This is a genomic window from Methylobacter sp. (genome assembly GCF_023227905.1).
Lineage (GTDB): Bacteria > Pseudomonadota > Gammaproteobacteria > Methylococcales > Methylomonadaceae > Methylobacter_A.
Map to the genome: position 1 here is coordinate 72,174 of NZ_JALOCF010000003.1, position 13,257 is coordinate 85,430.

The window sequence follows — 13,257 nt, forward strand, 5'->3', positions numbered from 1 at the left end:
AACAGTGCTCCGAGTACAATATGTAAAAAAACTTATTATTGAGGAATATCTATGGAATCTATGCAAACATACTTACCCCTTATCAAAGCTATGCTTTCCGAATGGTATATTTTTACCTTGAATAATGCGTTGTACGCTGCGGTATTGGCGATAACCGTCTGGCTGCTGATGGCAATTTTTTACAGCATCAGAATTGCCGCCATAAAAAGAGGCAAAGCTGCCAGTGAAAAAGCCGCTGCCAAAAGCGTTGACGCTGCGCAACAACAGCTACAGTTCAGTCAAGAGGAATTGGCGTCAACCGCGGAACAGATGGAAAAAGCCCAATCTGTCGCTCAAGATGAAGCGCAACGTGCGCTAGCGCTTGAACAACTGATTTATCAACGCAACCAGCACATTGCCGGAACCATTCAAACGCTGGCGACAAGTTTCGATCTGGGGGAACGGCCGTTACTTGCAAGCGAAGACGTTAAGTCGGACTCGCTGTGGCAGCAACATGACAAAGTCATTATGCAACTGGTAGAGCGTCTGCGCACCGAACAGCAAGCAAAAACCGAGTTACAGCAAACTTGTCAGACAGCGACGATAAAACTGGCCGAAAAAGAATCGCTGCTTAACGCGTTGCAATCAGTATTAGACAATCACACCAGCCAGCTTTCCAAGCTGGAACAGGCGCTTGAAGAACAAAAATCGATGCTGCAACAGCAGAACACCAGTCAACAGGCTTTATCGGATACCCTGAAAAATTTCCAGCCTGCGCCTGCTGTAGCTTCCAGTCCCGCAGAGCTTAAAGTGGAACCCAGAGTAGAACCCAGACCGGAAACGTTCAGGGCGGTTAACGACTGGCGGCAGCCGATACAAATAGCGGAAGCCCCAGCAGTTGAGGAGTCCTTGATTGCCCAAACTGAGCAAAATACAGCCCAATCTGAACCGAACGAGCCAGCCGAACCAGTTAATGCCATTCCGGAAGCGGCGGTTACCCGTCAGGTTGAAGAAGCGCCAATGGAATCAGTAAGGGCTATCGAAGAAGATGAAGATTTCTTGGACTTAGTGCTAGACGAAAATCTGCAACCGGTCGTTAGGAAAACGGCACCCGCATCATCAGACATGGAACAACAAGCAACCGCTCCCGCTAAAGGATCGCTTGGAAAAATCAAAACCCTGTTCGGTAAAAAACAACAGCCGGTTAAAACAGAACCCCAATGGGCCGATGAAAAAGCGGATGAAGCACCGCCATTATCCACAGTTCAACAGCTTGATGACGCAAAAGCACAGGGAAAACTGAAAGGCTTGTACAGCAAGTTCAGATCGAAAGATAAATAGCCCCGGCCTGACAATCAAGCCGGCAGGATATGCTCAGTGTATCCTGCCGGCTTATTGATACTGGTGACTGAGACCTTCCATGCGCCGACTGTTCGGCCCTCACCACTCCCGCACACAACCCCGTTAAGTCAGCAATATTGCCCTGCGCACCAGGCTGACGACCATGCCCACTGAAAATTGTAGCCGCCCAGCCAGCCGGTCACGTCCAGCACTTCACCGATAAAATAAAGCCCCGGCACCTGTTTGCTTTCCATGGTTTTGGAAGAAATCGCATCGCAATCAACGCCGCCGGAAGTTACTTCAGCCGTGCGGTAGCCTTCTGTGCCGTTGGGTTTGATCGTCCAACTGTTAAGCTGCTTTGCAACCCGCTGAATTTGTTTGTCAGACAAATCCTGCAATGATAAATCCAGCAAATCCTCAGGCAATAAAGCGCTGATCAGCCGCTTGGGCAGATAGCCTTCCAAAATCGTTTTCAGCTTGTTTTTGAGCTTTTGCTGACGCTTCGATTTCAGCTCTGTTTCCAGATTGACCTGTGGCAGCAAGTCAATCGCAATCTCCTCTCCGGCGCGCCAATAGGATGATATCTGCAAAACCGCAGGCCCGCTTAAACCGCGATGCGTAAACAGCACATTCTCGCTAAAACTCTGCCTTTTGTTACTGACCACGCAAGGCACGGCAATGCCCGACAATGCAGAGAATCTTTCCTTGTCTTCCGGCTGCAAGGTAAACGGAACCAGCGCCGCACTGGTAGGCAGCACCTTAATGCCGAATTGCTCGGCAATCTTGTAGCCCAGCGGCGTTGCGCCCATTTTCGGTATCGACAAGCCCCCGGTCGCAACCACCAGGGATTGACCGGTAAAACTGCCGCTGCCGGTTTTAAGCTGGAATCTGTCAGCCAGCCGCGCAACTGAATCGATGCGAGTGTTCAAACGCACAACGACACCGGCCTTGTCGCATTCCGCCAGCAACATGTCCAGAATATCCTTGGCGCTTTCATCGCAGAATAACTGGCCGTGATCGCGCTCATGAAAAGAAATCCGGTAGCGCCCGACTAGCGCCAGAAAATCCCATTGGCTATAGCGGCTCAGCGCCGACTTGCAAAAATGCGGATTGTGCGAAATATAGTTGTTCGGCTCGACGGAATAATTGGTGAAATTGCAGCGACCGCCGCCGGACATCAGGATTTTCTTCCCGGCCTTGTTGGCGTGATCCAGAACCAGCACTTTGCGGCCGCGCTTGCCCGCCTCGATTGCGCACATCAGGCCGGATGCACCGGCGCCGATGATAATGACATCAGTGTCAGTCATGATTTTTCTTCAACATATTGTAATCGGTGCCGTGAAAAACAGCGGCTAAAACCTGCATGAGGCGGGCAGTCTCGCTCCCAGGCATCGCATGGAACCGAGTGAAAGAGATTGCTTTCTTGGTGCCCGTCGCATTCTCTGCGGCGAATAATTTTCAGCCCGACTTGGATAATAGCATCACAGCGTCTTACCACCCTACCCGGCTACCTGCGGGTTCATCGTGCTATTCAGTAACATCAGAAAGGGTTCAGGCGAAACACTCAACGTCCCTCGAAAAGGGTTATCCATCGCAGTAATAAAAAAGAGCATCAAGCCGACAAACAGCGAGAGAATACCGGACAAAGCCAGATGAATCGAGACCCTATCAATGGTGAACATCCAGATCAGGGCTAGGTTCAACGCCGCGCCGATCACCACCACATACCAGAGTTCCTCAGGCAATGAGGCCCCAACGCTTTGCTTTCCTGACACCCGAGACTCGATGAAAACATTGAATTGCCGTATCGCCTCTGCATGCACAATTTCTTCAGACCTAGTCTTGGGCTGGAACGCGAACAAGTCTTGCTGAAATCTTGTGACGCGCATCGAGCCGCCCATGGGAACGATACCGTTCTGCTGGGCAGGCCAAGCCTCCTCGACCACGTAATGGACATATCCGCGCAGATGGTTCCGGTAGTTGTTCCGAGCCGGTTCTGGATAGCTGGAAACATCCCGGTATAACGCGGCAATACTTGTCACCTCCCTTGCTATTTTACTCTCTACGTCACTGTAGTTCTGGTAAGTGGCGACGGCGATCAAGCCGAGCATCAGACCATAGAAAACGCCATACGCCGATAGAAAGTAGCTGACAAACTCGTTTTCTCCCCCTTGTTCAGATCCAAGCCATTTTCGTATCCACGGCCTTAATATCAGAAGGCCAGACCAAGTATAGCCTAGGCAGACAAGGCACATCAGTCCGGCCAAGAGTCCGTTCGGAATATCATATATCCAGTAAAACACAGTCATTATCTCCGACAATCAGGTAGATGAGGGTAAGCACTATTTTTGCTTTCTAACCCTCTGGTACGCCGTTTACAACACCACATAAATCCATCAATACAGCTGAAAGCTACGCAACGCGCAACAATGGAAGTAGATCCAATCAGGCTGTAAAGATTATTTACCTAAAGTACAAGCTTGTCCGGCCTTATTCCGGTCTGCGCCCATCCAGCCACTGTTTCATGAGCACATAGCCCGCCAAAGAACCCCATGCCAGCATATACAGACTATGTAGCAAGACCTCAAAATTAAAACTGTTAATATTTCTAGTGTAATCCCATATGTCGTCAGCTAAGGACAACGCCAAAACAAGACAAACCGCAAATTTCAGCCCGATTTTATGGGCATAAAAAACCCCGATTCCGAGAACCAGGAACCCGGTAAAAAACCTTAGGCCGCTGTGTATCATCATTTCCGTATTAAACGGATTCAGTTTAAACGCCGAATCTATAAAATACAGCAGGATAAGCCCAGCGATGACGACGATGCTGACTAACTTCATGGTTTCCTTCTTTAAGCGTTATTCTTCATTGATGAGTTTTAGTCCCGGCGGCAATGCCTCTCCGAAAATCTGTTTTTCCTCTTTTTCGTCCAGCTCTTTCACCTGCTCGACCATGTCGACCCAGGAGACGGGCGCTTTGCTCAACTTTAGCTTTTCAATAACTTGCAAACGCATAGCTTCATCGATATCACGTGCCCTGTCGCCGCTCATCCGGGCAATCAGCGTAGCGGCAAAGCCTGCCTGCGGGATTTTCTTCCAGTCTACCGTCAACATCTGTTGCAGCCACAAACTGGCGGTTTCGGCAGGAATGACATTGTGGCTGCTACCGTGGAACGGCATTCTGGCCCCGATGCGCCCGACCGCCCACCAGGTTTGGCTAGGCTCGCCGGCTTTTTCCAGGCGCTTTAGCAGCCATTCGCCAAGCTGTATTTTTTTGGCAACCGGCAGACGCTCCAGAACTGCGGCCAGCCGTACCATATCGTCGTAACCGCGATTTTTGATTTGCTTGGCAACGCCGGGCTGTCTTGCCGCCGCAGGGTTTATAAATTTTGCAATGTCGGTAAAAATTTTCTCCTGCGCCGCCATATCCAGTCCGCCCGCAATCCGTCGCCACAGCGTCCACCACTCGGTCCAATTTTGAGTTTCGTTAACAAACTGGATGCCTTGCGGATAGCTTTTCCACAACTGCTCGACGCGCCAGTCATCGAGTGGATAACCAAAGCCGGGCCGTAAACAAAAGCCGGCCAGGCTCAGCCAGACGCGCTCGTGATTTTCGGAGCGGCGCTGGTATTTCGCCCCTTCCAGCAATACGCCGAACATGGCTCTTAGCAATGGCGTCTGCCATTCGGTTCTCGAAGCGCCGATGAGCCGTTCCAAATCGGCGCGCAGGTTTTTGACTGCCTTGGGATCAACCTGTTTGGATTTAGCGCCAAAAATAGTCTGTATCTGTTCGGCGATCTGGTTAAAATTACCGGGCAACGCGGCATCCGTTGGCAAAGCGGCCGCTTTTTTCCTGATTTGAAACTCAACATCCCAACGTCGGCTGCTGTCTTCAACAGCAATACACTGAATTTTAAGCGTGCCGACTTCGGTTTGCGTGACCGACAGCTCGACGATAACCTCGGCGTTCGGCTTGCTGTCATCGCCTTCAAAGGCCACGGCCAGCGGCGGCAGGGAATGAAACAACTCGTTGATTTCAGCTACATCGCCCGGCTTGAAATCGCCGTCGCCTGACAGGGAAACCAGGTGAAAGCGCACTGGCACCCCCAAGCGCAGCGCAAAACGCCGGTCTTTCAGGATGACTTCATCGCCTTCTTCGCTGCCTTTGGGTAGGATGCAGATGCCTTGCTGTTTGCTTGAATCGTCGGTATCGACCAGCAGGAAATAACTGCGCGCCGAGCCGCCGCCGATCTTGAGTTTTTTGTCTTTTCTGGCAATCGCATAGCTGACCGCACCAAAAGCGACGGACAGTTCCGGATGCTGGTTTTCCAGTAATGCCGGCGGACTGGAGCGCCATGAGCGGATTAAGTCGACAAGGCGCTGAGTAATCGGATGACTGCGGAACACGCCGCCGTTCAGCAGCAAGGCATCGGGAACGTAACCCTTGCCCTGCAAGGCTTCTCCGGCAGCGGCGCTGTGCAATTTTAAAAAAGCCGCGATATGCTTGCTGACCGCCGGTTCTGCAGCATACGGCAAGCCGAACTCGACCACGCCGCTGCGCTTTCTATCCGGCAAATCGTCAAGACTTGATAACGGGAAGAAACCGTCCAGCGCAATTTCTCTGACTTCTTCCTTAGACAATGCAACAGAACGGGAGCCGCCAATCAACTTGGAGCCGCCACCCAGCAAGGTGACATTGATTTGCTCCGGCGCTTCGTCCGACAACAAGCGCTCTTTGGCAATCCGGCATTGTTCGATCAATTGCGACAAGTCCGCTGCCGATAGGCGTTTTTCGCCGTTACCCAGCCGGCTTTCGGCAAGATGCGCCAGCGCCAGGTCGATATTGTCGCCGCCGAGCATTAAATGGTCGCCAACCCCGATGCGGGTTAATTTGGGTTCCTGCTCGCCCTGCTCTACTTTAATGAGTGTTAAATCGGTAGTACCGCCGCCGACATCGCAAACCAGCAGCAGATGCACATCAGCCAGCGCCTGCTTAATGGTGCCGGTGTTGCGTCTTAGCCAGTCGTAACATACTGCCTGGGGCTCTTCCAGCAGCCGTACATTAGGCAATCCTGCAAGCCGGGCCGCCTCCAGCGTCAGCGATCTGGCCGCCTCATCGAACGAGGCGGGCACGGTAATCACAATATCCTGTTTTTCCAGCGGCGCATCGGGAAATCGATGCCCCCAGACTGTACGAATGTGCGCCAAATAGCTGGCGCTGGCTGCAATGGGCGAAACCTTGGCGACATCATCGTTGCTGCCCCACGGCAGAATGTCGGCCGCATGATCAACCGACGGATGCGACAGCCAGCTTTTGGCGCTGGTGACGAATCGCCCCTTGGTTTTGGCGCCCAGCAGGCGCGCGGCCTCGCCGATGACGGCAAGCTCATCCGAGGATGAAGTTCCGCTAGGAAATGAAAGATCGGCCTCTGACAATTCGCCGCTTGCGGGATGATAACGCACCGACGGCAACAATGGTCTTGGAGCAACCTGACCGGGGGAAATCAATTGCTCGATTTGGAAGATTTGTATTTCCTGATGGGCGTTGTCGGCTTTAGCATAGGCGACAACCGTATGCGTGGTACCAAGGTCGATACCGACTAGATAGTTTGCGGTGATTTTTTGCACGATAGGTAATATCTTATAAGTCTTGTGTGAAAGCAGTTAACCCCCTGTCTGGGTCCGCCATCCTTTTATTGCCCTCACCCCGAACGAAATCAAAGGAACAAGGTATCTATCAAAAAAGGATACACGAAATATTTTAGATTTACATCCTTGCGTGTCGATAACGGCTACTCATCAAATCCGCCGGTATTGTTGAAAGGCAAATTAATCAAATATCCCTATGACTTACATAAATTCAGCTTTCCATAAATATTACCAGGACACAAGCTGCACAATAGATTGACTTAACAGGGACTAGTCATAGAAAATAGCCCGTTTGATTTCAACACTTAATCCTGATAACGCATGGATAACAGCGTCTCCCCTCAAAACAGCCTGGTTTCTGTCCGAAATTTGTCGTTTTCCCGCGGCAACAAGAAAATATTTGACGATATTTCCTTGGAATTCGAGCGCGGTAAAGTGACTGCCATCATGGGGCCTAGCGGCACCGGCAAAACGACGCTGTTAAAACTGATCGGCGGGCAATTGTTTCCTAAACAAGGTTCCGTCATCGTTGATGGCAACGATGTTCACCGTTTACGTAGATCTGAGCTTTACAACCTGCGTAAACGCATGGGCATGCTGTTCCAAAGCGGCGCTTTATTAACGGATATGAACGTATTCGATAATGTCGCATTTCCGTTACGCGAACATACCCATCTGCCTGAATCCATGATCCGCACTCTGGTTCTGATGAAGTTGCAGGCGGTCGGTTTGAGAGGCGCGCGAAACCTGATGCCTAACGAACTCTCCGGCGGCATGGCCAGGCGGATTGCATTGGCCAGGGCTATTGCGCTGGACCCGATGATGATTATGTACGACGAACCTTTTACCGGGCAGGATCCCATTTCAAAAGGGGCGTTGGTTCAACTCATCAAGTCATTGAATAATATCCTGGGGCTAACCAGCATCATTGTTTCCCATGATGTCCAGGAAACGGCGGCGATAGCTGACTATATTTACGTCATTTCGGAAGGCAAAGTTGTCGGACAAGGTACGTCCAAGGAAATTGAACAATCAGAATCCGAGTGGGTGCAGCAATTCATGACCGGCGCAGCTGACGGCCCCGTGCATTTCCATTACCCGGCAAAAGATTATGTTGACGACTTGCTGTCGACAGGAAAACGTTATTAAGGCAAAGAAATTTACGCCTTATAAAAGCAACACTGACTGTGTAAAACAAATAATAAAATGATTGAACTTCTACAGAATTTGGGCAGAAACACCCGCACCAGTTTTACCAAGCTTGGGCGAGGCACGTTTTTCCTGCTACAGACGACTTCCGGCATACTCAGCGTGCTGCCCCGCCCCAGACTGCTGCTTAACCAGATGCATTCGATCGGCGTACTGTCTTTTCTGATTATCACCATTTCGGGCCTGTTTGTCGGCATGGTTCTGGGGCTGCAAGGCTATTACATACTCTCCGATTTTGGCGCCGAAGAAACGCTGGGGGTTATGGTTGCCGCCTCCCTGGTCAGGGAACTCGGCCCCGTGGTTTCGGCGCTTTTGTTCGCAGGCCGCGCCGGTTCCGCCTTAACAGCGGAAATTGGCCTGATGAAAGCGACTGAACAACTATCGGGCATGGAAATGATGGCCGTCGACCCGATCAAGCGCATCATTTCGCCGCGCTTTTTGGCCGGATTTTTGTCCATGCCCTTACTTGCCGCCTTGTTCAGCGCAGTAGGCATTATCGGCGGACAAATAGTCGGCTCAGGCCTGTTAGGCGTTGATGAAGGCGCCTACTGGTCGCAAATGCGCGCCAATATCGATTTTCAGGACGACATTGTCAACGGCGTTATTAAAAGCATTGTGTTCGGATTTGTCGCTTCCTGGATAGCATTGTTCGAAGGCTATGACGCCATCCCGACTTCGGAAGGAGTCAGCCGGGCCACCACACGCACCGTAGTCAATTCCGCTTTTAGTATTTTAGGTCTGGATTTTATTCTGACCGCACTCATGTTTGGAGATTAAATAACAATGCAGCATACCAGTACCCAGGACACATTTGTCGGACTCTTTGTCGCATCAGGCATTGCCGGTTTGTTTTTTCTTGCCTTGCAAGTGAGCAATTTAAGTTCTTTTACCGCGCATGACACTTATACGCTGACTGCCCGTTTCGAAAACTCCGGCGGCCTGAAGGTTAAATCCCCGGTTTCATCGGCCGGCGTTAAAATCGGCCAAGTCAGCTCGATTAGCTTCGATCCAAAAACCTATGAATCGGTTGTAAAACTGAGTATTGACAAACAGTACAGCACCCTTCCTGACGACACTACAGCCAGCGTTTACACGGCCGGTTTGTTAGGCGAACAATACGTCAACCTGGACGCAGGCGGCTCGGATGAGTTTTTAAAAGACGGGGGTAATATTGACGTCACCAATTCAGCCATTATTTTGGAAAAGGCGATCGGCCAATTCCTGTTTAAATCTGCGGCGGATGAAAAAAAGTGAGTCAACTGAATATTATTAAAGAGAGTGCCGGGCACATTGTTATTGATGGCGATTTAACTTTCGCAACCATCGATAAAAAGACTCTCAAGTCATTTTCTTTTTTAAATGCCGCAAAAGAAATCACCATTGATCTGAGCCGCGTATCCAGCACTGACAGCGCCGGGCTCGCGTTAATGATCGAATGGATAAGATATTCCCGGCACAATAGAACGCAATTAAGCTTCAAAAACATTCCCGAGCAGCTCCTCAACCTTGCCAAACTCAGCGGCTTTGACCAAACAAGCCATTTTGCAGCTCAAACTGATTAATAGAGAAGGCTAAAGACGAAAGACAAAAGGCGCAAAAAGCCGATCACTTTCCCTTAGCCCTTAGCCCTTAGCCCTTAGCCTTAAGATTTATATGGACAAACTAATTATTACCGGCGGCGCACGACTCTCTGGAGAGCTGCGTATTTCCGGCGCCAAAAATGCCGCCTTACCGATTCTGGCTGCCACATTGCTCTCGGAAGCGCCGGTTAGCGTCGGCAATATCCCGCATCTCCATGACATCACCACAACCATGGAATTACTGGGCCGCATGGGCGTCCATTTGACCGTCGATGAGAAGATGAACATCGAAGTCGATTCCAGCACCATCAACAGTTTTGTAGCGCCTTATGAACTGGTCAGAACCATGCGCGCTTCAATCCTAGTATTAGGGCCTTTAGTGGCTCGATTCGGCGAAGCCCATGTGTCATTGCCCGGCGGCTGCGCTATCGGTTCGCGGCCTGTCGACATCCACATCAACGGCCTGATAAAAATGGGCGCCGATATTACCGTCGAAAATGGTTTTATCCATGCCAAAGCCTCCCGCCTTAAAGGCTGCCGCCTGGTTCTGGAACAGATCACCGTTACCGGCACTGAAAACCTGCTTATGGCCGCCGCCTTGGCCGAAGGCACCACGATTATTGAGAATGCCGCCAAGGAACCTGAAGTTACCGATTTGGCCCACTTTCTAAATAAGATGGGGGCAAAGATCAGTGGCATAGGCACCGATGTGCTGGTCATTGAAGGCGTAGAAAAGCTGGGCGTTGACAGCATCCACTATGACATCCTTCCCGACCGGATCGAAACCGGCACTTACCTGATTGCTGCGGCAATCACCGGCGGCAGCATCAAGCTTAAAAACACCCGCCCTGATATTCTGGACGCTGTACTGGAAAAACTGGTTGAAGCCGGCGCTGAAATCACTACCGGCAAAGACTGGATCAAGCTGGATATGCACGGCAAAAAACCCAAGGCTGTTTCGGTTCGAACCTCGCCTTATCCGGCCTTTCCGACCGATATGCAGGCACAATTCACTGCCATGAATGCCATCGCCGACGGAGTCGGAACCATTACTGAAACGGTTTTTGAAAATCGCTTCATGCATGTTCAGGAATTGATGCGCATGGGCGCCGACATTAAGCTGGAATCGAATACCGCGATCTGCACCGGCGCCGCAAAACTGACCGGCGCACCGGTTATGGCGACCGACTTAAGGGCTTCGGCAAGTCTTGTAATAGCCGCGCTGGTGGCCGAAGGGGACACCTTGGTTGACCGTATTTATCATATCGACCGGGGATATGACCACATCGAAGAAAAGCTCTCTCAATTGGGCGCAACAATACGCCGCGTCCCAAGATAAGGTTTAACCATGATAACTATTGCCGTATCTAAAGGTAGAATTTATGAGGACGCCCTGCCCTTATTGGCAGAAGCAGGCATCACGCCGATTGACGACCCAAAAACCTGCCGCAAGTTGATTTTACGAACCACACGGGACGACGTTCAGCTGGTCATCATCCGCGCCACCGACGTACCTACTTTTGTTGAATATGGCGCTGCCGACATGGGCATCGCCGGAAAAGACATACTGCTGGAGCACGGCGCTGAAAGCCTGTATGAGCCATTGGATTTGAATATCGCCTGTTGCCGCTTAATGACGGCCGCACATAAAGATGCGCCGCCGATTGCCGGACGCGTCCGCGTTGCAACCAAGTACGTTAAAATCACCCAACGTTACTTCGCCAGCTTAGGCATACAGGCAGAAATCATTAAATTGTACGGCTCAATGGAGCTGGCGCCGCTGGTTGGCCTTTCCGATTGCATTGTTGACCTGGTCGATACCGGCAATACGTTAAAAGCCAATGACCTGGAGCCTCGGGACCTGATTATGAATATCAGCTCAAGACTGATCGTCAATAAAGCGGCCATGAAGATGAAGCATCAGGCGATTCAATCGCTGCTCGACCAGTTTGAAAAGACGCTTGCGAAAAGAGGTTAGCCCGCCATAAGCTCAGTTTAAAAGCATTGCACCACGAAGACGCGAAGGGCACGAAGAAAAGCAAAATAACAACTTCATGTCCCTCATGTCTTCGTGGTGAATAAATCAATCTATTTACACTATCGGATTGAATATATTGCACCATTTAATACTTTAGTTATCTGCTCATGCCCAACATAAATATCACTAAACTCGACGCCTCATCAGCCGATTTCGATCGGCAGTTAAAGGATTTGCTGGCTTTTGACAAAACCGACGACTTGGAAATCCATCAGCGCGTTCTGGCGATTATTGCCGATGTCCGCAACAATGGCGATCAAGCGGTTATTGATTACACCAACCGTTTCGACCACCGCACAGTTACGCAGGCCTCCGATCTGGAGTTATCTTCGGAACTTCTGAAATCGGCCTGGAACGGTTTGCCTGCTGAACAAGCCCAGGCATTACAAGCCGCCGCAAACCGTATCCGCGCTTATGCCGAACACCAAAAAATGGAGTCGTGGCAATATACCGAGACTGACGGCACCGTACTCGGACAGAAGATTACTCCGCTGGACCGTGTAGGGCTTTATGTGCCGGGTGGTAAAGCCGCCTATCCTTCTTCGGTGTTGATGAATGCGATACCGGCCAAAGTCGCGGGTGTCGACGAGTTGATCATGGTCGTGCCCGCGCCTCGCGGCGAAACCAATCAACTGGTTCTGGCGGCCGCTTATCTGGCCGGCGTAGACCGTGTATTTACGATGGGCGGGGCGCAAGCCGTCGCCGCGCTGGCTTACGGCACCGAAACCATTCCTGCGGTGGCTAAGATCGTCGGACCGGGCAATATTTATGTGGCTACCGCCAAAAAACTGGTGTTCGGGCAAGTCGGTATCGACATGATTGCCGGGCCTTCGGAAATCCTGGTTATCTGCGACGGCAAAACCAATCCGGACTGGATTGCAATGGATCTGTTTTCACAAGCCGAACATGACGAAAATGCCCAATCTATCTTGATCAGTCCTGACGCAGCTTACTTGGATGCGGTTGAACAAAGCATCAACAAATTATTGCCGACTATGGAACGGGCCGAGATCATCAGGACATCGCTGATTACGCGCGGCGCATTGATCAAGGTCAGCGATTTAGACGCCGCCGCCGATGTGGTGAATATTATTGCGCCTGAGCATCTGGAACTCTCCGTTGAGGACCCGGAAGCCTTATGCAAAAACATTCGCCACGCGGGCGCCATTTTCATGGGCCGATATACTGCGGAAGCACTAGGCGATTACTGCGCAGGACCCAACCATGTACTGCCGACCTCCAGCACGGCACGGTTTTCGTCACCGCTGGGTGTTTATGATTTCCAAAAACGCTCCAGTTTGATCAACTGTTCTGAAGCAGGTGCGGATAGGCTGGGCAAAACCGCATCCCTATTAGCACGGGGCGAAAGCCTGACCGCCCATGCGCGGTCTGCGGAATATAGAATAAAATAACGACGAAAGGCGAAAGGCCCAAGGCGAAAACATCTCTTTGCGTCGA

Annotated in this window: 12 protein-coding genes; 8 read left to right on the plus strand and 4 right to left on the minus strand. The window is 51.1% G+C overall.

Annotated elements, in window-relative coordinates:
- Positions 1 to 60: 60 nt before the first annotated feature.
- The gene (locus M0R47_RS01850; RefSeq protein WP_292549504.1) at positions 61 to 1,320 is read left to right on the plus strand and encodes a hypothetical protein; all 1,260 of its coding nucleotides are present in this window, start codon (positions 61 to 63) and stop codon (positions 1,318 to 1,320) included.
- Positions 1,321 to 1,448: 128 nt separating this feature from the next.
- Here M0R47_RS01850 and M0R47_RS01855 read toward each other — a convergent pair whose 3' ends face one another.
- The 4 genes from M0R47_RS01855 to M0R47_RS01870 all read right to left on the minus strand — a co-directional run bounded on the left by M0R47_RS01855 (position 1,449) and on the right by M0R47_RS01870 (position 6,951).
- Positions 1,449 to 2,627 carry an NAD(P)/FAD-dependent oxidoreductase gene (locus M0R47_RS01855; RefSeq protein ID WP_292549507.1) on the minus strand — a complete coding sequence of 393 codons (1,179 nt, stop codon included), beginning with the start codon at positions 2,625 to 2,627 and terminating at the stop codon, positions 1,449 to 1,451.
- A 192-nt stretch (positions 2,628 to 2,819) separates the two neighbouring features.
- Positions 2,820 to 3,623: a DUF4239 domain-containing protein gene (locus M0R47_RS01860; protein ID WP_292549510.1), complete on the minus strand. Its 804-nt coding sequence runs from the start codon at positions 3,621 to 3,623 to the stop codon at positions 2,820 to 2,822.
- Between the two features lie 187 nt (positions 3,624 to 3,810).
- Positions 3,811 to 4,164, minus strand: a complete 354-nt coding sequence (locus tag M0R47_RS01865) for a hypothetical protein (RefSeq protein WP_292549512.1) — start codon at positions 4,162 to 4,164, stop codon at positions 3,811 to 3,813.
- Between the two features lie 18 nt (positions 4,165 to 4,182).
- A complete protein-coding gene (locus M0R47_RS01870; protein ID WP_292549514.1) occupies positions 4,183 to 6,951 on the minus strand; it encodes an Hsp70 family protein in 2,769 nt (922 codons plus the stop codon).
- A 342-nt stretch (positions 6,952 to 7,293) separates the two neighbouring features.
- On the opposite strand from M0R47_RS01870, the gene M0R47_RS01875 reads away from it, so the two are divergent.
- From M0R47_RS01875 to hisD, 7 genes are all read left to right on the plus strand, one after another.
- A complete protein-coding gene (locus tag M0R47_RS01875) occupies positions 7,294 to 8,121 on the plus strand; it encodes an ATP-binding cassette domain-containing protein (protein WP_292549518.1) in 828 nt (275 codons plus the stop codon).
- A 57-nt stretch (positions 8,122 to 8,178) separates the two neighbouring features.
- Positions 8,179 to 8,958 (plus strand): lipid asymmetry maintenance ABC transporter permease subunit MlaE, encoded by a 780-nt coding sequence (mlaE, locus tag M0R47_RS01880; RefSeq protein ID WP_292549521.1) that lies wholly within the window; start codon positions 8,179 to 8,181, stop codon positions 8,956 to 8,958.
- A 6-nt stretch (positions 8,959 to 8,964) separates the two neighbouring features.
- Complete coding sequence (mlaD, locus tag M0R47_RS01885) at positions 8,965 to 9,435, plus strand: outer membrane lipid asymmetry maintenance protein MlaD (protein WP_292549524.1); 471 nt, start codon at positions 8,965 to 8,967, stop codon at positions 9,433 to 9,435.
- Entirely contained in the window at positions 9,432 to 9,743 is a 312-nt protein-coding gene (locus M0R47_RS01890; RefSeq protein ID WP_292549526.1) for an STAS domain-containing protein, read from the plus strand. The genes mlaD and M0R47_RS01890 overlap by 4 nt, the downstream gene beginning before the upstream one ends.
- Positions 9,744 to 9,834: 91 nt before the next feature.
- A complete protein-coding gene (murA, locus tag M0R47_RS01895; protein WP_292549528.1) occupies positions 9,835 to 11,100 on the plus strand; it encodes a UDP-N-acetylglucosamine 1-carboxyvinyltransferase in 1,266 nt (421 codons plus the stop codon).
- Positions 11,101 to 11,109: 9 nt separating this feature from the next.
- On the plus strand, positions 11,110 to 11,739 hold the full coding sequence (gene hisG / locus M0R47_RS01900; protein ID WP_292549530.1) for an ATP phosphoribosyltransferase: 630 nt from the start codon (positions 11,110 to 11,112) through the stop codon (positions 11,737 to 11,739).
- A gap of 167 nt (positions 11,740 to 11,906) precedes the next feature.
- The gene (gene hisD / locus M0R47_RS01905; RefSeq protein ID WP_292549533.1) at positions 11,907 to 13,211 is read left to right on the plus strand and encodes a histidinol dehydrogenase; all 1,305 of its coding nucleotides are present in this window, start codon (positions 11,907 to 11,909) and stop codon (positions 13,209 to 13,211) included.
- Positions 13,212 to 13,257 lie beyond the last annotated feature (46 nt).